The 26,049-nt window shown below is 51.3% G+C and carries 23 protein-coding genes and 1 tRNA gene; 9 read left to right on the forward strand and 15 right to left on the reverse strand.

From position 1 onward, the window contains the following. Window positions 1–744: 744 nt before the first annotated feature. Window positions 745–1,695, forward strand: a complete 951-nt coding sequence (locus ACSTTO_RS12130) for an IS110 family RNA-guided transposase (protein ID WP_439273465.1) — start codon at window positions 745–747, stop codon at window positions 1,693–1,695. A 349-nt stretch (window positions 1,696–2,044) separates the two neighbouring features. Here ACSTTO_RS12130 and ACSTTO_RS12135 read toward each other — a convergent pair whose 3' ends face one another. Next, on the reverse strand, window positions 2,045–3,022 hold the full coding sequence (locus ACSTTO_RS12135) for a replication initiator protein A (RefSeq protein ID WP_439273466.1): 978 nt from the start codon (window positions 3,020–3,022) through the stop codon (window positions 2,045–2,047). Beyond that, window positions 3,012–3,227 carry a helix-turn-helix transcriptional regulator gene (locus ACSTTO_RS12140; RefSeq protein WP_060185955.1) on the reverse strand — a complete coding sequence of 72 codons (216 nt, stop codon included), beginning with the start codon at window positions 3,225–3,227 and terminating at the stop codon, window positions 3,012–3,014. The genes ACSTTO_RS12135 and ACSTTO_RS12140 overlap by 11 nt, the downstream gene beginning before the upstream one ends. Before the next feature lie 110 nt (window positions 3,228–3,337). Between ACSTTO_RS12140 and ACSTTO_RS12145 the strand changes: the two genes are divergently transcribed. Further along, on the forward strand, window positions 3,338–4,189 hold the full coding sequence (locus ACSTTO_RS12145) for a hypothetical protein (protein WP_439273467.1): 852 nt from the start codon (window positions 3,338–3,340) through the stop codon (window positions 4,187–4,189). A 121-nt stretch (window positions 4,190–4,310) separates the two neighbouring features. Here the strand turns inward: ACSTTO_RS12145 and ACSTTO_RS12150 are convergent, their stop codons facing one another. Continuing rightward, the gene (locus ACSTTO_RS12150) at window positions 4,311–4,496 is read right to left on the reverse strand and encodes a hypothetical protein (protein ID WP_439273468.1); all 186 of its coding nucleotides are present in this window, start codon (window positions 4,494–4,496) and stop codon (window positions 4,311–4,313) included. A gap of 106 nt (window positions 4,497–4,602) precedes the next feature. Here ACSTTO_RS12150 and ACSTTO_RS12155 point away from each other — a divergent pair, with 106 nt between their 5' ends. Beyond that, on the forward strand, window positions 4,603–4,842 hold the full coding sequence (locus ACSTTO_RS12155; RefSeq protein ID WP_439273469.1) for a helix-turn-helix domain-containing protein: 240 nt from the start codon (window positions 4,603–4,605) through the stop codon (window positions 4,840–4,842). A gap of 29 nt (window positions 4,843–4,871) precedes the next feature. Here the strand turns inward: ACSTTO_RS12155 and ACSTTO_RS12160 are convergent, their stop codons facing one another. The 4 genes from ACSTTO_RS12160 to ACSTTO_RS12175 all read right to left on the reverse strand — a co-directional run bounded on the left by ACSTTO_RS12160 (window position 4,872) and on the right by ACSTTO_RS12175 (window position 9,416). Then, window positions 4,872–6,074: a tyrosine-type recombinase/integrase gene (locus tag ACSTTO_RS12160; protein ID WP_439273470.1), complete on the reverse strand. Its 1,203-nt coding sequence runs from the start codon at window positions 6,072–6,074 to the stop codon at window positions 4,872–4,874. Window positions 6,075–6,379: 305 nt separating this feature from the next. Then, window positions 6,380–7,936, reverse strand: coding sequence for a glutamine-hydrolyzing GMP synthase (gene guaA, locus ACSTTO_RS12165; protein WP_500690827.1), 1,557 nt, complete (start codon window positions 7,934–7,936; stop codon window positions 6,380–6,382). Window positions 7,937–8,025: 89 nt separating this feature from the next. Then, a complete protein-coding gene (locus ACSTTO_RS12170) occupies window positions 8,026–8,742 on the reverse strand; it encodes a 5'-methylthioadenosine/S-adenosylhomocysteine nucleosidase (protein WP_439273815.1) in 717 nt (238 codons plus the stop codon). A 218-nt stretch (window positions 8,743–8,960) separates the two neighbouring features. After that, entirely contained in the window at window positions 8,961–9,416 is a 456-nt protein-coding gene (locus tag ACSTTO_RS12175) for a PaaI family thioesterase (protein ID WP_439273472.1), read from the reverse strand. Window positions 9,417–9,538: 122 nt separating this feature from the next. Between ACSTTO_RS12175 and ACSTTO_RS12180 the strand changes: the two genes are divergently transcribed. Beyond that, window positions 9,539–10,573, forward strand: a complete 1,035-nt coding sequence (locus ACSTTO_RS12180; protein ID WP_439273473.1) for an alginate lyase family protein — start codon at window positions 9,539–9,541, stop codon at window positions 10,571–10,573. Window positions 10,574–10,576: 3 nt separating this feature from the next. Here ACSTTO_RS12180 and ACSTTO_RS12185 read toward each other — a convergent pair whose 3' ends face one another. The 3 genes from ACSTTO_RS12185 to katA all read right to left on the reverse strand — a co-directional run bounded on the left by ACSTTO_RS12185 (window position 10,577) and on the right by katA (window position 14,586). Then, on the reverse strand, window positions 10,577–11,866 hold the full coding sequence (locus tag ACSTTO_RS12185; protein ID WP_439273474.1) for an RsmB/NOP family class I SAM-dependent RNA methyltransferase: 1,290 nt from the start codon (window positions 11,864–11,866) through the stop codon (window positions 10,577–10,579). Window positions 11,867–11,999: 133 nt separating this feature from the next. Next, entirely contained in the window at window positions 12,000–12,608 is a 609-nt protein-coding gene (locus tag ACSTTO_RS12190; protein ID WP_439273475.1) for a disulfide bond formation protein B, read from the reverse strand. Window positions 12,609–13,107: 499 nt separating this feature from the next. Then, the gene (katA, locus tag ACSTTO_RS12195; protein ID WP_439273476.1) at window positions 13,108–14,586 is read right to left on the reverse strand and encodes a catalase KatA; all 1,479 of its coding nucleotides are present in this window, start codon (window positions 14,584–14,586) and stop codon (window positions 13,108–13,110) included. A 287-nt stretch (window positions 14,587–14,873) separates the two neighbouring features. On the opposite strand from katA, the gene ACSTTO_RS12200 reads away from it, so the two are divergent. Both ACSTTO_RS12200 and ACSTTO_RS12205 read left to right on the forward strand, forming a co-directional pair. Continuing rightward, window positions 14,874–15,821: a hydrogen peroxide-inducible genes activator gene (locus ACSTTO_RS12200; protein WP_439273477.1), complete on the forward strand. Its 948-nt coding sequence runs from the start codon at window positions 14,874–14,876 to the stop codon at window positions 15,819–15,821. A 72-nt stretch (window positions 15,822–15,893) separates the two neighbouring features. After that, window positions 15,894–17,000: a c-type cytochrome gene (locus ACSTTO_RS12205; RefSeq protein WP_439273478.1), complete on the forward strand. Its 1,107-nt coding sequence runs from the start codon at window positions 15,894–15,896 to the stop codon at window positions 16,998–17,000. Between the two features lie 182 nt (window positions 17,001–17,182). Here ACSTTO_RS12205 and guaB read toward each other — a convergent pair whose 3' ends face one another. Further along, window positions 17,183–18,676 carry an IMP dehydrogenase gene (gene guaB / locus ACSTTO_RS12210; protein WP_439273479.1) on the reverse strand — a complete coding sequence of 498 codons (1,494 nt, stop codon included), beginning with the start codon at window positions 18,674–18,676 and terminating at the stop codon, window positions 17,183–17,185. Window positions 18,677–19,017: 341 nt separating this feature from the next. Here guaB and fdhA point away from each other — a divergent pair, with 341 nt between their 5' ends. Further along, window positions 19,018–20,208, forward strand: coding sequence for a formaldehyde dehydrogenase, glutathione-independent (gene fdhA, locus ACSTTO_RS12215; RefSeq protein WP_439273480.1), 1,191 nt, complete (start codon window positions 19,018–19,020; stop codon window positions 20,206–20,208). Window positions 20,209–20,377: 169 nt separating this feature from the next. Here the strand turns inward: fdhA and ACSTTO_RS12220 are convergent, their stop codons facing one another. The 4 genes from ACSTTO_RS12220 to ACSTTO_RS12235 form a co-directional block, all read right to left on the reverse strand. Beyond that, a complete protein-coding gene (locus ACSTTO_RS12220) occupies window positions 20,378–21,019 on the reverse strand; it encodes a response regulator (protein WP_439273481.1) in 642 nt (213 codons plus the stop codon). 25 nt (window positions 21,020–21,044) lie between these two features. After that, window positions 21,045–22,406 carry a sensor histidine kinase gene (locus tag ACSTTO_RS12225; RefSeq protein WP_439273482.1) on the reverse strand — a complete coding sequence of 454 codons (1,362 nt, stop codon included), beginning with the start codon at window positions 22,404–22,406 and terminating at the stop codon, window positions 21,045–21,047. Continuing rightward, window positions 22,403–22,918, reverse strand: a complete 516-nt coding sequence (locus ACSTTO_RS12230) for a putative pterin-binding protein (protein WP_439273483.1) — start codon at window positions 22,916–22,918, stop codon at window positions 22,403–22,405. Before ACSTTO_RS12230 ends, ACSTTO_RS12225 begins: the two co-directional genes overlap by 4 nt. 347 nt (window positions 22,919–23,265) lie before the next feature. Next, window positions 23,266–23,339, reverse strand: a tRNA-Gln gene (locus ACSTTO_RS12235). 242 nt (window positions 23,340–23,581) lie between these two features. Between ACSTTO_RS12235 and ACSTTO_RS12240 the strand changes: the two genes are divergently transcribed. Both ACSTTO_RS12240 and ACSTTO_RS12245 read left to right on the forward strand, forming a co-directional pair. Continuing rightward, window positions 23,582–25,273: a Ppx/GppA phosphatase family protein gene (locus tag ACSTTO_RS12240; RefSeq protein WP_439273484.1), complete on the forward strand. Its 1,692-nt coding sequence runs from the start codon at window positions 23,582–23,584 to the stop codon at window positions 25,271–25,273. Further along, entirely contained in the window at window positions 25,270–26,028 is a 759-nt protein-coding gene (locus tag ACSTTO_RS12245) for an RlmE family RNA methyltransferase (protein WP_439273485.1), read from the forward strand. The genes ACSTTO_RS12240 and ACSTTO_RS12245 overlap by 4 nt, the downstream gene beginning before the upstream one ends. The last annotated feature ends 21 nt before the right edge of the window (window positions 26,029–26,049 follow it).

Genomic DNA, 26,049 nt, shown 5'->3' on the forward strand with positions numbered 1-26,049 from the left:
CACGGCTGTTGAAACGCGGAATCTCACAAAATCGCGTTTGTTCGCATTTATTCGCGGATGCTCGCATTCCGTCGCACTAAATTGCATTAAATCGCATACACCAAAAGAAAATCACCTTCTCGCCAGAGGTTGATGGAATATTCTGACCTTCCGACTAGCGGCCCCTCCGTGCGAGCAACCGATCGGAGCATCCAACAAACCTATCTGCGCAGCGATATTCGACCTGTCCCTTCTGCTTCCGTCTTGCGGCAGGAGCAACACGGTCCCCAATGTACGGGAACAATGTCAAAAATTCAGCCAATATCGTCTCAAGACTATTTTTCAAACTCAAAAAAGGGTCGTTGCACCGGACTGCAAGGGCATATCCGTACATTGGGGGCCAAGGCCTCCAGGCCTTACAAGCACGGAGCAAGCCGCACTGGACCGGCCGCCACTCAACCCGTGGGAACAGCCCTATTGCAGGCATAGCCAGACTCCCCCCTTTTGGTGCTTTTTTACAAACCTGAGGCTTGAGCTACGAGAGCCCTGAACTTGTATGGTTAGGTTGTCGGGGTGGAGGGACACTCTGAACTATCGGCCAATGCCGGACCGATACCGTGAGAATTCTCCCGCCCCACCCATCACCGTCGATAAGGAACTGAGCGGCGCTGTTCATCGAACTGCGACCGCCGATCTGAACGCAAGTCAACGAGCCGGATGGCGTACACCCCGACGTTACTTATTGTGCGCTTTGGAGGTGCTCCCATGCAAACGACTGTGCTTTATATCGGTGCCGATGTTGCCAAGGCTGAGCTTGTGATCAGCGTAGCGGGCCAGCGGCCCTGCATCATTGCCAACACGGCGACTGGCATTACACGTTGGTTAAAAACAGTGCCAGAACACGCGCGGATTGCCATGGAGTCAACGGGCAGTTACCACGCCTTACTGGCCCAGTTGGCTTATCTGCATGGCTTGACGGTCTATATCTTGAACGCGCGTGATGTCTTTTACTATGCACGAGCACTCGGCAGCCGAGCCAAGACCGATAACATTGATGCAGAGGTCATTGTCCGCTACCTGCAAGAGCATCAATCCAACCTGCAGGCCTGGCAACCGCTTACCCCCGAACAACAACAGTTGCGTCAACTGCTGTCTCGTCGCGCTCAAGTGATCACTCACCAGAGCGCTTTACGCCAGGCCTTCACCGACGTGGATCTATCAGGTGTAGATACCCAAGCGTTGCAACATGGATTTGATGTTGTGCTGGCTTCGATGGATCAACAAATACGGCATTTGATTGAGAATGACCCACAGCTCGAACAGGGATATCAACGCCTGCGTAGTGTGAGCGGCATCGGTCAACAGACAGCGGCCTTGTTGACCGAACTGCTCAATCGTATTCCCTTTGCTAATGCGGATGCCTTAGTCGCGTATAGCGGGCTCGATCCACGGCCCAATGACTCAGGGACTAAGCGAGGGCGTCGTCGTATCAGCAAGCGTGGGCCGGCTCTGCTGCGCCGACAACTGTATTTGGCAGCGATGTCGGCCTGCCGCAGTACGGCATGTAAACCAGTGTATGAAGCCTATCGTGCCCGAGGCTTAGCGGGCACAGAATCGATTGTGATTCTGGCTCGTAAGTTGCTACGCATTGCATATGCCGTGTGGAAAAGCGGACAAGCCTTTGATCCGTCCAAACTATTGCCTAAAACAGCTTGATCCAAACCATAGAACCTCACAGGTTTGACTGCATTGCATTGGTCAGTAAAAGGCAAGGCCAAGTAGCCTGTGATTTTTCCTCGCGTAACATCGGAGCAACGCTAGGCCGCCGCGTTAAATAATATAAAAAAGTTAAAACCGCGCGCGCGTTACGGTTTCGCAAACCATTGATTTAATTTAAATATTCAAGACTTTTGTTCCTAAAAGCACGATACTGGCGTTCCTGAAAGCACGATACTATCCACAGGCTAGCGTTCCTAAAAGCACGATGTGATTCACAGGGCAACTCAGCTTATCCACAGTGCCAAAACAACCTACCTGGACGAGCCATCAAGCGGTCAGCATGGAGTCAGCGCCCTCTCGATCTAGGAGAACGTATTTTCTGATGCGCTGCCAGCGATGCATGTGACCGTCCAGCCAGCATGTCCTTCACTTCAGCCAACTTGCCTTTTGGGCCATTGGCGTAAAACGTGACCATATCGCGCTTTACGTCAACAGCCATCAAGTAGTCTGGCAGGTTGCCAGATTCGGCGAGCATCTTCAGGTCAAAGCGAAAACGACGTAATGGGCCCGTGCTGCCACTTTTTTGATGCAGCACCGCCAACGATATGCGCCAGCGTGGTTGCTCCCCGCAGTGCTTGCGTGCCAGCTCGTAGATACGCCGATCCAAGGGTTTGCGTAGACGAAAATAGGCGTTCGATAGTGTCAACACCCGTTTTGTCTGAACTGAGCGGAATAACCACCTCGGCAAGTCCACCTCAACAGCCATCATGCGTCCATTGTCTTGTGCTCGCTCTATCACTCGCCACCCTTCTATTAAGCCAAAGCCGTTGCGTTCACGAAGGCCTGCCGTTTCGATGCTGGTCTCTACCACCGTACCTTTCAGGCGGCGCAGCATCTCGACCATGCGTTCATAGGCGCGGCCACTTGTATCACGATGGGTCGCCGTCAGGAAATCAAATGCTGTGAAGCGGACAGTTGTCGTGATTTCACGGCCTCGATTGCCTGCCTCAACCAACTGGCTGATGCAATAGATCCAAAGATCCTTGTCATGGATCGTCGCGCAACCCGTCGCGCCCGGAAAAACGGTTAGCGTATGCCCATTGCGTTCGTACCGACGCACCTTTCTATCACCTGCACGCAGCGCAAATATAGGGTGCTCCATACTGGCCACATCATTTTTCGGCGCTGGATCTAGGATGTCGGCGACAAAGAAATCGCTTTGCCCACGGTCATCTGCATCAGGCTGCGCTAGCGCCTTTTCCATCGTGCATTCGCTACGAGCCACGTTTAACACGGTGAAGATGAACTCGTGTTTACGCGCCAATTCCAGGACGTAGTGCGGAAATGCTTGATAGCTTACGCGCCTCAATCCAGGCCTCGATTTCGTCCAAATCCCACGCCACATTGCGGCTGGTCAAGACAATACGTCGAGGGAATTCACCACGCTGCTCCATGTTGTAGATCGTCCGCTCAGCCAATGGAATCATGGCGTGCAGCTTTTTGCGGTTGATCAGTATTTTGCGTTCCATTTGCACGAGACCTCCGTATCAATCAGTTGCCTGACGATACCGGCCAGTGCTTGTATGGACTCTCAAAAAAGTTAGAATGAAGTTGACATTACAGCAGCACAATCAGGGCCATGAAAAAACAAGGCTTCGATCCTATTTACCAGCAGATCACAAGATATTCCGAGACATCATCTCAGCGCATCCGCACCAAGCTGAGCAATCACTACGCATGGTGTTTCTGCGAGCTTTGCTGGCGTACGACTGAATATTCAACCAACTTGGATTCGCCGCAGGTCATCAAACGACTGCTCAGAGGAAATGCAAAAGTCGTTGGCCTGACACAGTCCATCAGGGATGCCGCCGCAGAGAAGGCCGATGCAATCGTAAAACGATATGAGCGGGCGTTAACCGGCGAGCTGGGGCGCTATGCCGCATCCCGGCTATACAGCAAATACTGTGACGTGGTTGAAATGCGTGGTGATCGCTCCGTCGCTGGCTTTCGAGACTGTGTCGAGCGAATCACCCTATATCAAGAGTGGGCAAAGCATGGCGAACTGGCCTGGATCACAAGGAAGCCAGGACAAGATGAAACTGCCGCAAAACCGAGCAAGCTTTACTGCGAATTTCATAATCCAAGACGAAGCGATGAGGCCCGGCGAGCCTACCAACGCGACCGCAGATTCAAAGCAGAATATGCAATCCTGATGGATGCAGTCTGGTCTCAAGGCATCAATAGTGGGGCACTCCCAGCTTGGGATATAGAAGCGCACGCCTATGTGCGACGCGAGGCATATAGGCTGCTGCAAGACAGCAAAGCGCCAAGAACAGCGATTGGCAATATCCAAAAGTTGCAGGCTCAAGGCATGAGTCAATCAGACATCGCACGTGAGCTCAATGCCTCACGTCAAGCTGTATCAGCCGCGATCAAGAGACACAAAAAGAGATCGACTGAAACGACTGCTGGAAAACCGTCCATGAAATAACCTGACGCTTCTGACTCTATGCTTGGCGGGCCGAAATATTATTCCCTATACCTTGCCAACATCTCATGGAAACCCGAAACGATTCAGCGGAAACCAACCGGCAGATGCATCTTGTTGGCAGTCAGAATTCTTTGTACCTAGCATCGCTATTTTTTGGTGCCGTATGCGTGAAGCCCTTCGTTGCAGGCATCGAATCGGCTCCCAAGGTAGGCTGGCTATCTGCCCCGCCGCTATCGCTGACATTAATCACAAGAACCAACACAGCAACAATTGCCGCCACGATAATCACGATGAGCTTTTTGTTCATTTTTCGGCACTAACCAAGAGATAAACATGCAAGACTGTTTGGGTTCCTAGTAGCACCCGAAATAGTCTAAATTCGAATATTCAAAAGCAGACTATAGCATCGAAAGATGCTCTATAGTCAAGTCTACGAGGCAATACGAAACCTGCTTCGTGAAACCCGCATGAACGCAGGTCTCACGCAGGTTGAACTTGCCTGCAAGCTAGGTCGTGGCCAAAGCTATGTATCCAAGGTAGAGCGAGGCGAGCAGTACATCGACTTAGCCGAATTCGTGGAATGGTGCAAGGCATGTAACAAAGCCCCATCGGAAGCCATCAAGAAGCTTGACCCTTACGCCAAACCGACCTGAACAAGCCTCACAGGCTACGCAACCACACTCTAGGGCCTCACGCCCCTTACTGCCCACTCATCAATCATGTCCGCCCAGTCCTGCAACATGGCCGTCCGCTGTTCGCGGTATTCCGCCTTGTTGTAGACCGCCCGCACGCCCCGCTGCTCGTGCGCAAGACACTTCTCGATCCAGTCGCTGTTGTACCCTGCCTCGTGCAGCAAGGTGCTGGCCGTACGCCGCAGGTCATGCGGGCCGAACTTGCTCAACGACTTGCCCTCTTTTTGCGCCAGCCTGTAGGTCAACGTCAGCACCTGATTCAGTGTGGCGCTGCTCATCGGCGCGTCGATGTCGTAACGTGACGGCAGCACGTACTCAGAGCCGCCCGAAAAGGTTTTCAGAGCGATGAAAATATCCAGTGCCTGTCGGGACAAGAAGACCAGATGCGGGTTACGGCGCTTCATCCGCTCTTTGGGGATCGTCCACAACGCCTCGCTGAAACTGATCTCGCTCCATTTGGCGTTGGTCAGTTCACTTTTACGCACCATCGTCAGCAGCAAGAGTTTGGCCGCAGCGCGGATAGATGGCGTCGTGCCGATACGCTCGATGTACTGGTACATCAGGCCGATTTCGTCAGGCGTCAATGCACGGTCGCGTGGCTCAAACCGGGCAATGCTGGCTGGCCGCACCAGCTCTGCTGGATTCTCGACTTTCTGACCACGCTCGATAGCCCAACGATAGACTTGCAGCACGATCTCACGCACATGCACCGCTGTGGCCGGTGCGCCGCGCTCCACAATGGCATCGGTCAACGCTCGCAGGTCTTCATGGTTGATCTCGTCCAGCTTCATCTTGCCGAACTTCGGCAATAGCTCACGCTCATAAACTGACCTTCGCATATCGCGGGTGGAGTCAGCCATCTGGTAGCCGCGCAGCCATTTCTGCGCCCAAGCCTCGAAGGTTTCCGCATCTTTGACACGCGCCTTGTCGCGGGCCTTCTCCTTGGCCGGAGACTTGCCCGCCGCAATCATCTTCTTGGCCTCACCCAGTTGCTCTCGCGCTTCGGCCAGGCTAATGCCACCCAGGCCGTAGCGCCCGAAGGTGATCGTCTCCTGCCTACCATGGATGGTGTAGTTGTAGCGGAACGAGATGGTGCCGGTAGGCGTGACAGCCACATATAGGCCATCCCTATCGTTCACCTTGTACAGCTTGTCTTGAGGCTTGAGGTTGCGCAGCTTGGTATCGGTCAGCATCAGAGGATCTCCACATCCATTCTGATACCATGATTGAAAATCACGCCAAAAATCAACAAAAATCCATTAAAAACAATAGACTATAAATTTTCAATACCATGACCCTGTGGATAAACATGGCATGGTATCGGCGCGACTCATGGTATCGACAGCTCATGATACCAAGTTTGATGCCATGAAAAAATCTTGCTTGAGGCTGCCAAGTGGTGCCAGACAATACCACACCAAAAAATAAAAAAGCCCGCAATTACGCGGGCTTAGCGGCTTTTTATGCCGTGTCGTGCCTAGCTATGCCAGACGTGGGATCACTCCCACTCTATAGTGCCCGGGGGTTTTGAGGTCACATCATAGACCACGCGATTAATACCGCGCACCTCATTGATAATGCGGGTTGCCGCATTGCCAAGGAAGTTCATATCATAATGATAAAAATCTGCCGTCATACCGTCTACTGATGTCACAGCACGCAGTGCACAGACATATTCATAGGTGCGGCCATCCCCCATAACACCAACGGTTTGCACCGGAAGCAACACGGCAAAGGCCTGCCAGATTGCATCATAAAGGCCAGCCTTGCGGATTTCATCCAGATAAATAGCATCGGCCTCACGCAGGATTTCCAGCTTTTCACGGGTCACGCCGCCAGGGCAGCGAATGGCAAGGCCGGGTCCTGGAAACGGATGGCGACCGATAAATGAATCAGGCAGGCCAAGCTCTTTACCAAGCACCCGCACCTCATCCTTGAAAAGCTCGCGCAACGGCTCCACCAGCTGCATATTCATACGCTCCGGCAAGCCGCCCACATTATGATGCGACTTAATCGTAACCGAAGGGCCGCCGGTGAAAGAAACACTCTCAATCACATCCGGATAGAGCGTACCCTGCGCGAGGAAATCCGCGCCGCCAAGCTTATTGGCTTCTTCCTCAAACACTTCGATAAACAGACGACCAATGGTTTTGCGTTTCTTTTCTGGGTCGGTTTCACCCTCAAGCGCAGAAATAAAACGATCCTGCGCATTCACCAAAATCAGCGGCAGATTATAATGTTCCTTGAACATTGCCACCACATCTGCGGCTTCGTTTTTACGCATCAGGCCGTGGTCAACCAGAATACAGGTAAGCTGTTTCCCCACCGCTTCATGAACAAGCAATGCGGCAACTGATGAATCCACCCCGCCAGAAAGCGCACAGATAACCCTGCCCTTGCCCACCTGTTTGCGAATTGCTTCAACCGCCTGCTCACGATAGGCCGACATTGTCCAATCCGGCTTGATACCGGCAATATTATGGACAAAGTTCTGCAATAATTTTGCACCATCCGGCGTATGCACCACTTCAGGATGAAACTGAACGCCGTAATATTTGCGCTTTTCATCGGCGATAGCAGCATAAGGCGCATTGGTTGAGGTGCCGATAATTCTGAAACCTTCAGGCAGTGCGGTTACCCGGTCTCCATGGCTCATCCAAACCTGATGACGGGTGCCTTTTGCCCATAAGCCGGCAAATAAGGCGCTGTCTTCCTGCACATCAAGGAAAGCGCGGCCAAATTCACGGTCATGGCCGCTTTCCACCTTGCCGCCGAGCTGTTCGCACATGGTCTGCTCGCCATAGCAAATGCCAAGCACCGGAATGCCGGCCTCAAACACTGCCTGCGGTGCACGCGGGCTGCCAATATCGGTGGTTGAGTGCGGGCTTCCGGACAAGATGACCGCACGCGGATTGATCCGCTTAAATGCTTCATCAGCCAGCTGGAACGGCACAATTTCAGAATAAACCCCGGCCTCACGCACACGCCGCGCTATCAGCTGCGTGACCTGACTGCCAAAGTCGATGATAAGGATGGTGTCGGGATGGGTGCTCATGGGCAGCATCTAATGAAAAATAAAAAATCTTGCAAGAAGGAATCGTAACCCGTGACAATAATTCAGGGCATAAATTGCCCTCCCCGCAATCAGTCTCCGGATTTAACCGTCAAAGGCACCGTGCGCTCCAGATCAGCCTTGTACAGGCCGGGATCAGGATGTCCGGTTGCCTTAACCAGAGTTCCCTGCAGGAGCGCGGCCTCAAGCAGGCGCACAGCCTGCGCCAGTTTTTCATCAATAATATGCAGGTAGCGTGTCCAGTCCGAAATCTGCTTAACCGTTTCATCGCCGTCGGATATGCCGCGCAGGCCAATCAGTGGCACGGCAAAACGCTGACATGTGCGCAAAATTGCAAAACTCTCCATATCCACCATATCCGCATCAATCTCGTCATAAGCCGAGCCGGTTACGATATTGGCGCCGGTAGACAGCGAGGCGCTGGCAATGCCCGGTATATGATAAGGCAACGGAATAATAATCGGAAAATCTGCCGAAGGCGTCTGCCCTTTGGCATAGCCAAGGGCAGATGCATCCATATCGCGATAGCCAACATTCACTGCCTGATAAATCTCGGTCTGCACCAGCTTGGCAGAACCGGCAGAGCCAAGTGATACCACCAGATCAGGCAAAGCACCACGCATCGAGAGATCAGCCAGCACAGCAGAAACCACAACCGCAGCCTCCACAGGCCCGATACCGGTGATCAGCGGTTTGAACATAGCCTGCAAATGCGGCCCGTATTCAGAAGGTGAAGCCATAACAAAGAGCACTTTGCGGCCGCCGAAATCATGCACATATTCCAGCATCGACATTGCATCTTCTGAAGCGCCCTGTACCGGCGCCGGCATAATTCTTGTCATTTATAACACCTGATACCGCATCTTTATTTATCTAAATCACGGTATATTTTTTAAGCCTGAAGCCTGACACCAAAGAGTGCGGCACAGGTTTCAAATTACAAAACTATCTGCAGCACCAACCTGCAAATAATTGCGGGTTACGGATCAGGTATCGAGATTAAAACCTAATCCTGCAAATCTTCACGATCCTTAACCACCATCAGCGTGGCTGTCATGGTAGCAACCAGCTTGACATCTGTCTCACCAACGGCAAAAGCCTGCCCGTCACTTACCATAATCGTGCGCCCCTGTTTGGTAACATTACCACGAAACAGAAAGTGATCCCCCTTGCCCGGCGCCAGCAAATTGACCTTGAACTCAATTGTCAGCACCGCCGCATCAGCCGGCATCATTGTCAGGGCTGAATAGGCGCAAACCGCATCCAGCGCCGTTGACACAATACCCGCATGAAGAAATCCGTGCTGTTGTGTCAGGTCATCGCGAAACGGCAGCTCAACCTCAACCACGCCGGGCTCGCAACGGGTTAGCTGCGCTCCGATCAGCCTCATCGCCGCCTGACGCGCAAAGCTTTTCTCAACCCGTTCCTTGAAATCCGGTTCTGCTATTCTGAGTGCCGCCATTCTCTCCCCGCTTAACAATGACATAATCGTGCAATCATGCCGAACATATAATCGCCATAGAGCAGGATTCCAATCATCAAAACCGGATGCACAATATTTTAAACTTTGCTTAGGTATTTCCGATGGAAAAAACAACTTTTTATTTATTCATATTTGTCTTTTTATCGTCATCATCCGGTTATGCCGCGGTTTCAGATTGCGCAATACCACCAGCTGACAGGTATAAAATTCTCAATCAGGCTGAAAATGAGCTTGATCTGCCGCCCGATCCGCGCCCCCATCTGCACACGGAGGGTCTGCTGCCCGGCCAGGGTATCTTCAACCAATCTGTTACCGCCAAGGCCGATTTTCAACATATGTATATTGATGCCCTTGCTTACAGAGCTGATGGCGATCCGCGTTTTCTCACAAAAGCCCAAACCTATCTTGAAGTCTGGCAACAGGTCTATATACCGGACTTCAATCCTATTGATGAAACGCAGTTTGGCGATTTTATCAAAACCTATATATTGATAAAAGCGGCATTATCGCCTGCCGTGCGCCAGAAAACGGAGGCTTTTCTGCGCAATCTTGCCGAAGGTTACAAACAAAATATTATAAAAGCCGAAAACTCAAAACAAAATGCACAAAGTTATAACGGGCAAAGCCACAGTATAAAAATTTTCACGCTTGCCGCTGTTGCACTGAAAGATGCGGCAATGCTGAATCAGGCGCAAACATTTTTTGATGTGCAGATTGCCCGTAATATACGCCCCGATGGCTCAGTTGAAGATTATTATGAGCGCGATGCCCTGCATTATGTGACTTATGATCTGGAACCTTTGGCGGAAGCTGCCATTGCAGCACATAGTGCGGGGCGCGAATGGCTGGATCCCCGCTCTGCAACCGGAAGCTCACTCAGATCGGCGATTGACTGGCTGCTTCCCTATGCAAAAGGATATAAGAAACATACAGAATTTGTGCATTCCAAAGTCAGGTTTGATCGTATTCGCAGGCAAAACGGTGTGCAAGCAGAGCAAATCGCCCCCTGGCCGCCATCAAACAGCGCCAAACTATATTGGCTGGCCGCGCAGCTTGACAGAACTTACAAGGCATTAGCTATGTCTCTGCAACCCCGCCCGCCATATGACATATTAAGCTGCGCGGAAAAAACATAAAAATCAGTTCCTGTTTTGCAAAATGGCAATATAAAAACCATCGGTACCGGTTGATAAGGGCGAGAAGACCGCACCATAATCAGGATAACAGGGCTGCGCCTGATCTGTCAGCACATTCCACTGCTGGGGCATTGGCAATGCTGTGTAATCGGCATTATTTTCAAGAAAATGGGCAATTTGCCGGTTATTTTCCGCTGCGAATAATGAGCAGGTTACATAAACCAGCCGCCCGCCCGGCTTCACATAATGTTTGGCAGCTTCCAGAACCTGCGCCTGATCTGCAAGGCGGCGCTCCAATTGCGCTTCTGTCAACCGCCATTTGGCATCAGGACGCCTGCGCCATGTGCCGGAACCGGTGCAGGGCGCATCAGTCAGCACAATATCCATCCGGCCCTTACAGGGCTCCAGATTTTCCAACCGGTTATGCACCTGCGTATTGCGTACACCGGCGCGGTTTAAGCGTTCATGAATAGGGTTGAGCCGCGAACGCTCGGCATCATAGGCATGGATCTGCCCTTTATTATGCATGGCAGCGGCCAGTGCCAGCGTTTTGCCGCCGGCACCTGCACAATAATCCATAATTTGATGGTTCGGCTGTGCACCGACAAGTCTGGCCGCAAGTTGCGAGCCCAGATCCTGCACCTCATACCAGCCATCAAGAAAAGCCTGTTCCGATTGCATATTCGGATGGCGGCCCAGCGCCTTTAAAGGCGGAATACGCACAGCCTCCTGCAGATAAGGGGCAGGCTGAGCGCCGGCATTTTTCAAATCCTCCAGCGCCTTCAGCACCTGATCACGGTTTGCTTTCAGCGTGTTAACGCGCAGATCAACCGGCGGACGACCGGCAAGGGCTGCCGCTTGCTCCACCCAGTCCCCGCCAAACAAGGCACTAAATTCAGCCACCCATTGCGGGGCAATATCTGCACGCACATAATCAGGCGCTTGTGCAAGATCACGGTTTTGCCAATCCCGCAGCCGCTCTGCCGGCAATGGCGCCGGTGCAAATCTGTCACCAGCAAGACCGGCCTCCAGCCATTGTGCACCCATATCCGGATCACCCAGCACCGATGCATAAACCAGCGCATGGGCATCATCCGCGCCGATACGCCAGCCAAGAGATAATTTGCGGCGCAGCACATCATAAACAATATTGCCAATCACCGCGCGGTCACCGGCACCGGCAAAGCGGTGCGCAGAGCCCCAATCTTTCAGTGCATCGGCAGCGGCGCGGTTGTGGCGGTTAATATCTTCCAGCACCTCAATTGCTGCGCGCAAACGTCCACCAAGCCGCATTATCGTTTCCTTGCCCTGTTACCCTTGCCCCGCATAACCATGTGCAGGCGCAAATGGCAATAGAAAACATAATCTATAGTGGCAAGGCGCTGCCGTCTGCGCGCGTCCGGTAGCGCATATTCTGCGCCTGATATTATGATTTAAGCAATGCATAGCCCATTGTATGGCACTGCCCCGTACCGCATTGCACAAAGACCGATACCATATTGACAGCGGCAATCAGCAGCACATAAAGGCTCACAAGAATTGCAGCGATATAAAGGCGCGGGAATTTTTTGAGTTTTACATTGCTGACATGGCTGGCACCGCCCCAGACCATCATCTGAACAGCCATAGCCATGATAAGTGCCAGCGCGATCAAAATCGACCAGACCGGCATGTGCAAACCAAAAACCGCACTGCCGATATATTCATGACCGGGTCTGCTATAAATATCCAGCAGGGTCTGACGCACAGATACAATCAGCAGGAAAATTGTAAACAGAAGCGAAATACCGGCATTGCGGAAAGTCAACCCGTTACGAAATTGCAACATAATGCCAAAACATACACCAAACATTGCCATGCGCTGCAACAGGCAAAGCGGACAAGGCAATTCGCCATAGGCATATTGCATAACCATGGCATCGGTAAGAATAGCGGCAACCACAAACATCATTGCCAGCAAATACAGAAAATGAAGACAAGCCCACTGGCGCTGATCAGTAGAAAATCCGTGTTCGTGCATCTGACTGCCTGTCATATCAGGTCTCCTGACCGGTTAACGGGAGAATATTATGTAACTTCATAAGCGGCAGCGCATAAACCCCATGCACCACGGCAAAATAAGCTGATGCGATAATGCGCTGAACGTATATGCCTGCCGCAACAGGCTGATATAAATTTTACAGCTGAATCCATGGCATACTGTAACCATATTCAGGGCTGTGAATTTCCCATAAGAACTCTTTTATACCAATCGCAAGACATAAAAAGGCAAAGAACAATGCCGGCTTAGTGTAGCCAAACCAACAGAAACCAAGCGCAAGCGTCATACATATAAAGATAATCAACATCATTGTGCCGCACTCCTGTGAAATAAAAAGAGTTTCAGCATATTTTACGCAAAGGTCAATCCGGCAAAAAATAAAATAAATGCCTCCGGACAGTTTTCCGAAGGCATTTATTTAAAATTTTACAAACTTATTTAAAACTGCGCTTATTATCAGATGAAAAACACTTTAAAACGCAGTTTTTACAATTCAGGATTTTACATCCCCGGCATTTTCATAAGCATAAGCCTCTTTAAGTGCGGCACGCACCCCAGCCTCATATTCCGGATGGATCAGCTTGAAATGTTCAAGCTGGCGTTCAATAATATAGCCCGGAACCCCGTTCATTGCCGCAGCGATATTGGAGAAGAGACGGCTCTTCTGCCCCGCATCAAACAGGTTGAACAAAGCACGCGGCTGCGAATAATCATCATTGCCGATACGGTGGTTATAACGATCCGCATCACCGGAAATTTTCAATGGCGGCTCCTTGGCGGAAGGCTCTTCCACAGGGCCGTTGAATGAGTTCGGCTCATAATAGGCATCCGGATTGCCGGTTGCGATACCGCCATAAGTATTCATCTGGCCATCGCGGTGATAATGATGCACAGGGCATTGCGGCTTGTTAACCGGAATTTGCTCATAATGGGTGCCCAAACGATGACGATGGGCATCAGCATAAGAGAATACACGTGCCTGCAGCATTTTATCAGGCGAGAAACCAATCCCCGGCACAATGTTGGATGGTGAAAATGCAGCCTGCTCGACTTCCGCAAAATAATTTTGCGGATTGCGGTTGAGCTCCATAATACCAATATCAATCACCGGATAATCCGCATGCGGCCAGACCTTGGTCAGGTCAAAGGGGTTATAAGGGGTTTTTTCCGCATCCAGCTCCGGCATAATCTGCACCTGCACTTTCCAGCGCGGAAATTCACCATTTTCAATGGCGCCATAAAGGTCTTCCTGGGTGGATTCACGGGTGCGGCCTACCACTTTTTCAGCTTCCGTATTTGTCCAGTATTTATGCCCCTGCATGGTTTTGAAATGGAACTTCACCCAGTAACGCTCACCCTGATCGTTCCAGAAAGAATAGGTGTGTGAACCATAGCCGTTAATGTGGCGCACATCGGTGGGCAGGCCGCGGTCAGACATCAGGATTGTCACCTGATGCAGGCTTTCCGGTGACAGCGACCAGAAATCCCACATGGCGGTTGCCGAGCGCAGATTGGTTTTTGGATGACGCTTCTGTGTGTGAATGAAATCCGGAAATTTAACCGGATCCCGCACAAAAAACACCGGCGTATTATTGCCAACCAGATCCCAGTTGCCATCTTCTGTATAAAATTTAAGCGCAAAGCCGCGCACGTCGCGCTCGGCATCGGCTGCACCCAGTTCGCCGGCAACGGTGGAAAAACGCGCCAGCATCGGGGTTACAGCGCCCGGCTGCAAGGCTTTTGCCTTGGTATATCGTGAAATATCTCCGGTAATGGTCAAGGTGCCATATGCACCCCAGCCCTTGGCATGCACGGTGCGCTCCGGAATACGCTCGCGGTTTTGATGTGCCAGTTTTTCAAGCAGCTGATAATCAGTCAGCAAAACAGGCCCGCGCTCACCGGCCGTCAGGGAATTCTGATTATCCGGTATTGGTGAACCGGCGCTGGTGGTCATAATCGGACGATCGGCCATTCATAGCACTCCCTTTTTCAAGATCGTTTTTAAAAACTGATAAAGTTTCAACCTGATACGATGACAGAACGGCAACTGCGCCAAAGCAGCCTCACGACAGATAAGCCTTATCCCCCAAGGGACAACCTGATATAATTTCACAAGAAATATACAAATATCAGCGTGATAGCAGTTTTTACGTCAGCCTTTTAAAAACATCTGTTCCCGTAGCTTGTTTAAAGAATAGAACTATTCTAATTATAATTTCCAATTGCATTTATTTTGAATTTTGATAGGTTTTTCTTATCATGTTTACCGTTCGTCAAATGCGCTATTTTGAGGCGCTCGCCACCACTTTGCATTTTCGTAAAGCTGCGGAACTGGTGCATATTTCACAACCCGCTCTTTCCGCCCAGATTGCGGAAATGGAGGCACTTGCCGGCGCGCCGCTTTTTGAACGCTCACAGCGGCAGGTTATTATGAGTGAGCTTGGCAAACAGCTCTATCCCGGCATTCAAACCATTTTGCATGAATTGCAGATGCTGGAAGAGATTGCCGCACAAAGCCGCGGACTGCTGCAAACCGGTATCAGGCTTGGCATTATCCCCACAATCGCGCCTTATCTCGTGCCGGTTCTGATCCCGCTCCTCAACCGGCAACATCCGTCATTCCAGATCCAACTGCGTGAAAGCGTTACCGCCCGCCTGCTGGAAGAGCTGCAGGCGGGCGAGATTGACGCTATGATTGCCGCCCTGCCGCTTGATGATGACAGGCTGAGCCATATTAAACTTTTTGATGATCACTTTTTTATTGCCACATCAGTTGATGACCATGCGGCCGTTGCCTCTCCGATCATATTGGAAAATATTGCACCTGAGCGGCTTTTATTGCTGGAAGACGGACATTGTATGCGCGAACAGGCGCTTGCCGTCTGCGCCCTGCCGACACAACGCCGCATGGTGGAATATGGCGCAACCAGCATGGCCACGCTGTTGCAGATGGTAAGCCATGGTATGGGGCTGACGCTTATTCCGGAAATGGCGGTACGTGTTGAGACACAGAGAAATCACATATCTGTCCTGCCCTTTGAAGGCGAAGCGCCAAAACGTGAAATTGCGCTCTTCTGGCGCAGGCAAACCAGACGCCGCAAAGATTTTATCGCACTTGGCGAATGTATTATTGAAAGCGCAAAAAATTTAAAAATCAGCCCCGCTGATCTCCGGACACTCAATTTATCGCGCCGCAATCAACCTTAAGATTGCCTTAAGGTTGCATATACAGCTATAGGAACATTTTGATTCTTCAACATATTTTATCCGGAGGGGATAATGAGGTGGTCCGATTTAGGGATCTATAGTGCCGTCTTTTGCCTGAGTTTGGGCTATTTCGCATATTCAAGCAGCAGCTCAAATTCAAGGCCGGCTCCGGCAACAACAACTAAAAATCAATCTGCAACGGCCAATATACCGGCCGCACCACAACAAACCGCAGCTGCATCCAATACCAATGCAGCAGCGCCTGCTGCCGATAAGGCAGAACCGGCACAGGTAAGCTGGGATATTCCTGATCCTGATACCTTGCCGGATGACGCATGGGGCAATACCGTGCGCTACGGCCGCGATCTTATTACAGAGACCTTTGCGCATATCGGCCCGGAAGTGAGCGATGAAAGCAAGCGTTTTGCCGGCAATAATCTTTCCTGCCAAAACTGCCATCTGGAAGCCGGCACCAAGCCTTTTGGCCTGCCGCTTGTTGGTGTTTATGGTGATTTTCCGCAATATCGCTCCCGTGAAGGCCGCGTTGGCACCATTGAAGACCGCATCAATGGCTGCATGACCAGAAGCCTCAACGGCAAACCGCTGCCTATCGATTCCGCAGAGATGAAGGCCATGGCAGCCTATGTTAAATATGTCTCATCCGGCACCACTGTCGGCGCGCCAACCAAGGGGCGCGGCTCGGGCAAAATGCCTGAACTGACACGTCCGGCCGATCCGGCACGTGGCGAAAAGCTTTATGCTGAAGTCTGTGCAGCCTGCCACGGTGCTGACGGGCAAGGTCAGCGCGCCGGTGTTGTCGGCGATGCCAAAGGCTATACTTTCCCGCCGCTTTGGGGGCCGGACAGTTTCAATAATGGCGCAGGTATGAACAGGCTGATCTCGGCAGCCAATTTCATCCATGCCAATATGCCAAACGGCGTATCGCTGGATGAACCGGAACTACAACCGGAAGATGCATGGGATATTGCCGCCTATTTCCAATCCAAGCCGCGCCCTGTAAAAGCCAATCTGGAAAACGACTTCCCGAACCGGCTGGAAAAACCGGTGGATGCCAGCTACGGCCCCTATGCCGATGACCAGCCGGCCGAAGTGCATAAGCTTGGACCTTATGAAGCTGTGCGCGCTGAAATCAAGAAATTGAAAGAAGCGAAAAATTAAAAACGGCTCTGTGAATCCTGCTGTTCATATCCCCGGTTTTAATACACCAAAGCCGGGGATATTTTTATGCGCAAGCGCCTGCAAATTTTCGCCCTTGACAGGGAAAAGGCTGCACAAGGCATATAAAAAGGCGGTCTGAAAGACCGCCTTTTAACTCTTATTTCAAACGTTTTACGTGGGTTTTATACACTGCCCGGATAGTTCGGGCTTTCACGGGTGATGGTTACACCATGGGAGTGGCTTTCACGCAGGCCCGCGTTGGTAATGCGCACAAAGGTTGCCTTTTCACGGAATTCCGCCAATGTTTTTGCGCCCACATACCCCATGGAGGCGCGCAAGCCGCCGGCCAATTGATGCAGAATATTAGCAACAGGGCCTTTATAAGCCACCTGCCCTTCAACCCCTTCCGGCACCAGTTTCAATTCATCGCGCACCTCTGCCTGAAAATAACGATCAGCAGAGCCGCGCGCCATTGCACCAACCGATCCCATGCCGCGGTAGGACTTATAAGAACGCCCCTGATGCAGATAAACTTCGCCCGGGCTTTCTTCCGTACCTGCAAGCAATGATCCGGCCATTGCCGCGGATGCGCCGGCTGCAAGCGCCTTGGCAAAATCACCGGAAAATTTAATCCCCCCGTCAGCAATCACAGGAATACCGGCCTTTTGCGCCACTTCAACAGCATTCATAATCGCAGAAAGCTGCGGCACGCCAACACCTGCAACAATGCGGGTGGTGCAGATGGAACCGGGGCCAATGCCCACTTTAACCGCATCGGCGCCGGCATCAATCAATGCCTGTGTTGCAGCGCCGGTTGCCACATTACCGGCAAGAATACGCACACCGGAAGACAATTTCTTCATACGGGTTACAGCATCAAGAACACGCTGTGAATGGCCATGTGCCGTATCAACAACCAGAAGATCAACACCGGCATCAATCAGGCGTTCGGCGCGTTCAAACCCGTCATCGCCAACGCTGGTTGCAGCTGCAGCCCGCAAACGGCCATGCTCGTCCTTGGCGGCATTGGGGTTCAGCTGTGACTTTTCCATATCCTTAACGGTTATCAGACCGGTGCAGCGCCCTTCGGCATCCACCACCAGCAATTTTTCAATACGGTGCTGGTGCAGCAGGCGGCGGGCTTCCTGTTGCGAGACATTCTCACGCACGGTGACCAGATTTTCACGTGTCATCAATTCGTAGATTTTCTGCGCCGGATCTGACGCAAAACGCACATCGCGATTGGTAAGAATACCAACCAGACGCCCAGGCCCCTTGCCCGCATTCTCAACCACCGGAATACCGGAAATACCATGCATTTTCATCAATGCGCGGGCATCGGACAGGCTTGCATCAGGGCCGATTGTAACAGGGTTTACCACCATGCCGGATTCAAATTTCTTGACGCGCAATACAGCTTCAGCCTGCAATTCCGGTGTCAGATTGCGGTGAATAACACCAATGCCGCCAGCCTGTGCCATGGCAATTGCAAGGCGCGATTCGGTAACCGTATCCATCGCCGCCGAAAGCAGCGGCAAGTTCAGTTCAATACCTTCTGCAATAGTGGTGCGCAGATCAACCTGACCCGGCATAACCTCGGAATGACCGGGTTGCAACAGAACATCATCAAAGGTCAGCGCATATGCGCCGGTGGATGATTCAACAATTTTTGCCATGGCCAATCCTTTAAACAAGTAAAACACCCTATGGGAGCAAAGGGTGCAACGACTCTTATCGTTTCAATTGAATTGGCAGCGGCTGGTACCACGAATATGCCTGCGTGAAAAGGCTATTCATTAAAATCATATAAATTTTACCGCGCATGCCGGTGGCAAAACCCTGTTGCAGGCACAAACAACACATAAAATATATAGCGAAAAACGTGTTTCATTCCTCCCCTTCCATGTCGCGTCCAGAACGATATCTGCGCAAACATGGATTATGATGGCTTTAATTGCCCTGTTTTCAGGTCAATCATCGCAGCTTTTCATCATGTATTTATCTGGGAGGGAAATTCATGAGCAGTAATCGTGGTGTTGTCTACACAGGCCCCGGGCGCGTTGAAGTGCAGAATATTGCCGATCCGGTTTTTGCCGATCCGTCAGGGCGTAAAATTGAACATGCCGTGATCTTAAGGGTTATTACCACCAATATTTGCGGATCCGACCAGCATATGGTGCGCGGCCGCACCACAGCAGAGCCCGGTCTTGTTCTTGGCCATGAGATTACCGGCGAGGTTGTTGAAAAAGGCTCCGATGTTGAAATGCTGGAAGTGGGCGATATCGTTTCCGTGCCTTTCAATGTTGCCTGCGGCCGCTGCCGCACCTGCCGCGCGCAGGATACCGGCGTGTGCCTTACCGTTAATCCGGCCCGTGCAGGCGGCGCTTATGGCTATGTGGATATGGGCGGATGGATTGGCGGACAGGCCAAATATGTCACAATTCCCTATGCCGATTTCAATCTTCTCAAATTTCCGGATCGTGACCGTGCCATGGCCAAAATCCGTGACCTGACCATGTTGTCCGACATTCTGCCGACAGGGTTTCACGGTGCGGTTAAGGCCGGCGTTGGTGTGGGCTCTGTTGTTTATGTGGCCGGTGCCGGCCCTGTTGGGCTTGCGGCGGCCGCCTCTGCCCGCATTCTCGGCGCGGCTGTGGTGATGATCGGCGATTTCAACAAAGAACGTCTGGCACATGCCAAAAAGGTGGGCTTTGAGCCGGTTGACCTTTCAGCCTCTGATCGTCTTGGCGATCTTATTGCCGATATTACCGGCAGCAATGAGGTGGACAGCGCCATTGATGCAGTGGGCTTTGAAGCGCGCGGCCATGCGGGCGGCGAACAACCGGCAATTGTTCTTAACCAGATGATGGAGATCACCCGCGCGGCCGGCAATATCGGCATTCCGGGGCTATATGTCACCGAGGATCCGGGCGCTGTGGACAAGGCCGCCCAGCATGGCAGCCTCTCCTTGCGTTTTGGGCTTGGCTGGGCAAAGGCGCAAAGTTTCCATACAGGGCAAACTCCGGTTCTCAGATATAACCGCCAGTTAATGCAGGCCATTCTCCATGACCGGCTGAATATTGCAGAAATTGTCAATACACAGCTGATCTCGCTCGATGATGCGCCAAAAGGCTATGAAAGCTTTGATCAGGGAGCGGCGAAAAAATTTGTTATTGATCCGCATGGCGATTTGCTGAAAGCAGCATGATTATAAGTTGAAGACGGGCAACGGCATTCACGGAGTGCAATTTCAAGATTGGAATATTGCAACTTTTGAAAGCGGAAATGCTGACTATAATGCCGTTGCACACAATACTTCCGCCTGAAACAGGCCGATCCCCAAAGTGGTTTTTCACACCTTCTGCTTTTATCCTTTATCAGGGCGTGAGCCGCAACAGACGCTGCCGCACAGCCGCATGGACAGCTTGTGTGCGTGAGGTTACATTCAGCTTTTTGTAAATAACCTTTATATAATCCCCCACCGTGAATTCCGACAGGCCGAGCTTATCGGCAATTTCAGTATTTTTGCAGCCCCGCGCCAATTCCTGCAAAACCTGCATTTCACGCGGGGTCATATGAACTGCACTGCCCTCCTCTGTCCGTCCCGTTTCACCACGTGCACGGGCGACCAGATCCAGCTTGAGCAAAATCTTGGTTTCCAGTAATTCAAAATCCACCGGCTTGGTCAGATAATCATCCGCCCCCAGTTTCAACCCCTCCAAAACATGGCTTCTGTCAGCAAGCGCACTGAGAAAAATAAACGGAACAGCATTAAGCAACGGGAATTCTGCCCGTATTTTCCTGAACAAATCCAGCCCGCTGATATCCGGCATTAAAATATCGCAAATCACCAGATCCGGCACAGTTTTTTGAAGAATGGCCAGCGCCTGCTCCCCGCATCCGGCTTCAGCCACGGTAAAGCCCGATTGCCGCAGCTCATAAATAATTTCAGCACGGATATCGGCTTCATCTTCAATACAGAGGATGGTATTTTTTCCCGCATAACGCTGACTGATCATCTCCCCCTCCTCATGCATTTACGAATTATTGTTTTGGTATTCTTAATGCGATGATTGTTCCGGCTTGCACTTGCGGGCACAAAACAATATCTCCCCCATGAAGACGCGCCAGCTTAAGCGAAATATTAAGCCCGAGGCCGCTGCCTTCCAGATGCGATACATTTTTCGCCCTGTAAAAACGGTCGAAAATTTTTGCCCGCTCTTCCTCCGGTATCCCCACACCGAAATCCTGCACGGAGCAAATATAATGCTGCTCTGTCTTCTGTAATGTAACAATAACAGGTTTATCTTTTAGTGAATACTTTTCTGCATTCGAAAGAAAATTAATTATAATCTGCTCGATAAGGGTTTTATCCCCTTTAAACATGAAAGCATCATCAGGTTTTATAAGCTGTACAACGCGATGCGGAAAACTTTCTGTATGATAAAAACAGGCCGCCGCAGCTATCTCCGCCAGATCAATATCATCCAGCGTCAGGGTGATCCCCTTTTCATTCAGCCGGTCATTATTGATTGTACTGTCCATAATCAGGATCAGCCGTTTAACCGCAGTTCTTATACGCCGTGAACGCTCAATCAGCTGATCACTCGTCACCTCATGCGCATGGCGGATAAAACGCTGGGCAATCATATCAATAATCGCAATCGGTGTTCTGAACTGATGCGATACAGTTGAAAGAAAATTCTTATAAATATCATTGGTTTGACGCTCATTATCCAGCGCCTCCCGCAAAGCTGATGTACGCTCAGAAATGGTTGCCTCCAGCCGCTCCTGATGATTATGCAGGGCGGTATTGGCACTATTAAGCGCACGCAACTTGGAAACCAGCTGCCATGAGAGAAAGCCTCCCGCGGCAAACAGGCCTGCGATACAGACCATAATAATATAAATAATCTGCAACTGGCGGTCGCGCTGGGAACCGCCCTCCTCGCGCTGGGCAATCATCACCTTATTATTCAAGGGCGCAAATTGCACAAAGGCCGGCTCAATAATGTCTGTCAGCACCTTTGGCGGCACGCTGCCATCCAGCGGCATTTTGCTGAATTTTTCAAAAATACGGTTCAGTTCATCAATATATTGCGCGGCTTTTCCCTGAATATAGAACTGTCGCTGCGGATTATCATTCAGTATTTTCATCCGGCTGACCAGAATATCATGACGCAGCGTAAGACCCTGATAATCCTTTGTTTCCGGCAATTGCAGAATGGCATCCTTCAGCTTGCGCGTCTCCTGCTCGGCCTGCATCACATTCCAGAGCATATTCTCACCCGTAAAATTTGCCAGGGTGCGCTGGATAGCCAGAAGCTGCACAAAAGCATAAGTGAGCATAACCGCAAAACAAATGATTGCGCCCCATGCCACCCCGTAGCCTCGCAAAAACCTCATCGGACTTTCAGCTCTTTCAATTGCCAGCTCCAGCGATGATCATAGCGCAAATCCTGCAAATCCTTATAATCATCACGCGGATAGACCAGCCAATAAGGCCCCTTATCCCGCACACTTAAGCGCTGCCCGTCCATAAAAGCCGCAACCAGCGGATTATATTTTGCAATATCCTCAACCGGCACATCAATCTGATAATCATTAAGGGCTTCTGTCTGCAAAATTTTATCCTGCACTGCCTTATAATCTATACCGGCAGCTGCAAGAAGATCGCCAAGAAAAACCCCTTCAAACACATGTTTGCCCTCTGTCCAGGCCGTGCTGGTTTGAATTTGATGACGGGGCAATGCCAGGATCTGCTCCTCAGTTAACACCACGGTGCGATCATCCAGATCACGTATGATAAGGCTGCCTATCTCCGCCCTTTGAGCAAAGCCCGCAGCCGGCAACCCCGAAACCGCAACCAGAAACACCAAATAAAATAATCCGGCAGATAGATATTTAAAAATCCTCATGGCTAATCTCATGGTTTTATTGAGTTTTATTAATTACCTAAAAGAGAAAAGCCGCCAATACGACAGGTCTCCTCCACTTAACACCTCAATATTAAATCATTTATTTGAAAGCACAGATTCTTATTTGATAATAAATTTTGCCGTTTTTTTAATATTAGTATCATTAGACATAACAGGCTTACATCCCCGTAAATAAGGGGGAATTTAATGAAATCGTCCTGCCTTTTAAGAATCAGCGTTACGGCAATAATTATCCGCAGACTGCTATGGTCAGTTGCAAAGTAAAACTGCTAAGGATTTGTGACAAGGCGATTTGCTAAATATTTTATTTTATTGAGAAATAAGAATGGCTGGGGAACCTGGATTCGAACCAAGACTAACGGAGTCAGAGTCCGTCGTTCTACCATTAAACTATTCCCCAGCATCGCCGCCCTTACGGAGCGTAAGCGGTAACGCTTGCTGCGTTGTGGTGGTCATATAATTGATATTTTTACAAATGCAAACCCTCTTTGTTCTGATTTCTGTATATTTTTCCACAGATCACATAATTCTCATTTCTCTTGGTAATTTCACAAAGGACTGTTACATTAAAGCCAACGTGAAATAGTCTGCACCATGCCTGCGTCCCTTAAGGGTTCGCGCGGTGCCAAAAGGACAAAAACTTTGGAAAACCCCGAATTGCACCCCCGTAAGGGGTCTGTCAGCGGGGCGTCCGGCGGCAAAGAAGGAAAACAAGCCTCCTCCGAGCCGCCCAATACAGGGCAGCGGCAGCACCGCTCCCCTGTCGGTTCGTCGTCTCCATTATCTGTGACGGACGAATCAGGACGCTTCGATAAAAAACAGCGCAAACGTGCCCGCCGCCGCAAAGGCGGCAAAAAGACAGGCGCAAATGCACCATCAACCGGCGCTCAGGGTTTTGCTTCCGGCGCTGAAGGCACTGTTGCAACTGGTGGTCATGATAAAACCGCGCCTGCTGATAATGCCAAACATCAGACGCAGAAAGATAACTCCCAAAACAGCAAAAAATTTTCCGGCCGCCGCCGGCGCTCACGCCGCAAAAAAACACTGAACAACCCAGCCCCGGCTGTTCAGCGTGCCGGTACGCAAACAAAGATACAAGCTTCGCCACAGGCCAAATCTGCGGAGAAATCATTCACAAAGCTTCCGGCAAAGGCTTTGGCCGATAATCAAACGGAAAAACCCGCCTTGCAGCATAACGGCTCCGGCAACCATGCGGCATCTGCACCAGTTGCTCCCGCAAGGCGGCAGAATAACCAATTGCGCAGCTATGAGCCGCCGCTTTATGCGGCGCTGGATCTTGGCACCAATAATTGCCGTTTGCTTGTGGCCACCCCCGGAAGACCCGGCCAGTTCCGCGTTGTGGATTCATTTTCACGCATTGTGCGCCTTGGAGAGGGGTTTGGCACCAGCGGCCGTTTGTGCGATCAGGCCATGAACCGTGCGATTGAGGCGCTGAAAATCTGCCGCGACAAGCTGGAGAGCAAAACCATACGCCGCAGGCGCCTGATTGCCACAGAAGCCTGCCGCTCGGCCAGCAATGGCGCTGAATTTTTACAGCGCGTGCGGGAAGAAGCCGGACTGGAGCTGGAAATTGTTGATCGCAAGACAGAAGCAAGCCTTGCGGTTTCTGGTTGCGGCACATTGGTAAACCGTGAGACCGATGCTCTGGTGCTGTTTGATATTGGCGGCGGCTCTTCCGAGATTGCCCTGATTGATGTGACCTGCCGGCGTTCTTCACGCCTTGCGGAACATATCACAGCATGGACATCACTGCCGGTGGGTGTGGTTACGCTGGCGGAGAAATTCGGCGGGCGGGATGTGACACCGCAACATTATGCTGAAATGGTCAGCTATGTGGCTGATCTTCTGAATGATTTCAGCGAAAGACATAAGCTTGGAGAACTGGCCAAAAGCACACATTTTCATCTCCTTGGCACTTCCGGCACGGTTACCACACTGGCCGGCATCCATCTGGGGCTGGAGCGTTATGACCGCCGCCGCGTTGATGGTATGTGGATGGGTGCGCAGGATGTGACAGCTATGACCGCAAAGCTGTTATCATGGGATTTCAATACCCGTGTGGCCAATCCGTGCATCGGCGCGGATCGTGCCGATCTGGTGCTGGCAGGCTGTGCTATTCTTGATGCAATCCGCCAGATCTGGCCGAGTGAAAGATTGCTGGTTGCCGATCGGGGATTGCGCGAGGGCATTCTTACTGAGTTAATGTCGCGCGACGGGGCATGGCGCCATCGCCGCCCATATCGGGCAAAAGAAACCTATAATAAAAACAATTCCGTAAGGGATAGTCAGACAAAAGGCAGACAATCAATATGAGCGGCTCTGGAGGCAAGTCCGGCAAATCAAAATTTGGCAGCACAACCGGCGGCCGCGGGGGTGCGGGCACACGCGGCCTGCATATACGTGTCAAAAAAAAGGCCGGCAAAATAAAGGAGACCTCGCGCCGGTGGCTGGAGCGCCATATTAACGATCCTTATGTACAGCGCTCCAAGGCTGACGGATACCGCTCACGTGCGGCTTATAAACTTATCGAGATCAATGAACGCTATAATATTCTGAAAAAAGGCCAGAAAATTATTGATCTTGGCGCAGCACCCGGCGGCTGGAGCCAGATTGCCGCAAAAATTGTCGGCTCGGATGATAAAAATCCCCATGTTGTGGGGATTGACTATCTGGATGTTGATCCGCTGCCCGGAGTTACCCTGCTGAAAATGGACTTTCTGGATGACGAGGCGCCAAAAGCGATAATGGATGCGCTGGGCGATGCGCCGGATCTGGTGATTTCCGATATGGCTGCGCCAACCACCGGCCACCGCCGCACTGATCATCTGCGCACTGCCCATCTTTGTGAAGTGGCGGCGCATTTTGCTGTCTCTGTCCTGAAGCCTGGCGGGCATTTTCTTACCAAGACCTTTCAGGGCGGCACAGAGAATGATTTGCTGACCATGCTGAAACAGAATTTCCGTTCTGTGCATCACGTCAAGCCACCGGCTTCGCGGGCGGAATCAGTTGAGCTTTACTTGCTCGCCCGTGATTTTAAAGGCCGCGGGCAGAGTGAGGAAGAAGAATAGAAATTTTTCATTGCTTAAAAA

Source organism: Pseudochrobactrum albidum (assembly GCF_051851455.1).
GTDB lineage: Bacteria > Pseudomonadota > Alphaproteobacteria > Rhizobiales > Rhizobiaceae > Pseudochrobactrum.

Excerpts from the sequence above, each read along its gene's own strand:
- ACSTTO_RS12130 (WP_439273465.1), top strand. The coding sequence starts at position 745 with ATGCAAACGACTGTGCTTTATATCGGTGCCGATGTTGCCAAGGCTGAG.
- ACSTTO_RS12140 (WP_060185955.1), bottom strand. The coding sequence starts at position 3,227 with ATGGAACGCAAAATACTGATCAACCGCAAAAAGCTGCACGCCATGATT.
- ACSTTO_RS12145 (WP_439273467.1), top strand. The coding sequence starts at position 3,338 with ATGAAAAAACAAGGCTTCGATCCTATTTACCAGCAGATCACAAGATAT.
- ACSTTO_RS12150 (WP_439273468.1), bottom strand. The coding sequence starts at position 4,496 with ATGAACAAAAAGCTCATCGTGATTATCGTGGCGGCAATTGTTGCTGTG.
- ACSTTO_RS12155 (WP_439273469.1), top strand. The coding sequence starts at position 4,603 with ATGCTCTATAGTCAAGTCTACGAGGCAATACGAAACCTGCTTCGTGAA.
- ACSTTO_RS12160 (WP_439273470.1), bottom strand. The coding sequence starts at position 6,074 with ATGCTGACCGATACCAAGCTGCGCAACCTCAAGCCTCAAGACAAGCTG.
- guaA (WP_500690827.1), bottom strand. The coding sequence starts at position 7,936 with ATGAGCACCCATCCCGACACCATCCTTATCATCGACTTTGGCAGTCAG.
- ACSTTO_RS12170 (WP_439273815.1), bottom strand. The coding sequence starts at position 8,742 with ATGCTGGAATATGTGCATGATTTCGGCGGCCGCAAAGTGCTCTTTGTT.
- ACSTTO_RS12175 (WP_439273472.1), bottom strand. The coding sequence starts at position 9,416 with ATGGCGGCACTCAGAATAGCAGAACCGGATTTCAAGGAACGGGTTGAG.
- ACSTTO_RS12180 (WP_439273473.1), top strand. The coding sequence starts at position 9,539 with ATGGAAAAAACAACTTTTTATTTATTCATATTTGTCTTTTTATCGTCA.
- ACSTTO_RS12185 (WP_439273474.1), bottom strand. The coding sequence starts at position 11,866 with ATGCGGCTTGGTGGACGTTTGCGCGCAGCAATTGAGGTGCTGGAAGAT.
- ACSTTO_RS12190 (WP_439273475.1), bottom strand. The coding sequence starts at position 12,608 with ATGACAGGCAGTCAGATGCACGAACACGGATTTTCTACTGATCAGCGC.
- katA (WP_439273476.1), bottom strand. The coding sequence starts at position 14,586 with ATGGCCGATCGTCCGATTATGACCACCAGCGCCGGTTCACCAATACCG.
- ACSTTO_RS12200 (WP_439273477.1), top strand. The coding sequence starts at position 14,874 with ATGTTTACCGTTCGTCAAATGCGCTATTTTGAGGCGCTCGCCACCACT.
- ACSTTO_RS12205 (WP_439273478.1), top strand. The coding sequence starts at position 15,894 with ATGAGGTGGTCCGATTTAGGGATCTATAGTGCCGTCTTTTGCCTGAGT.
- guaB (WP_439273479.1), bottom strand. The coding sequence starts at position 18,676 with ATGGCAAAAATTGTTGAATCATCCACCGGCGCATATGCGCTGACCTTT.
- fdhA (WP_439273480.1), top strand. The coding sequence starts at position 19,018 with ATGAGCAGTAATCGTGGTGTTGTCTACACAGGCCCCGGGCGCGTTGAA.
- ACSTTO_RS12220 (WP_439273481.1), bottom strand. The coding sequence starts at position 21,019 with ATGATCAGTCAGCGTTATGCGGGAAAAAATACCATCCTCTGTATTGAA.
- ACSTTO_RS12225 (WP_439273482.1), bottom strand. The coding sequence starts at position 22,406 with ATGAGGTTTTTGCGAGGCTACGGGGTGGCATGGGGCGCAATCATTTGT.
- ACSTTO_RS12230 (WP_439273483.1), bottom strand. The coding sequence starts at position 22,918 with ATGAGGATTTTTAAATATCTATCTGCCGGATTATTTTATTTGGTGTTT.
- ACSTTO_RS12245 (WP_439273485.1), top strand. The coding sequence starts at position 25,270 with ATGAGCGGCTCTGGAGGCAAGTCCGGCAAATCAAAATTTGGCAGCACA.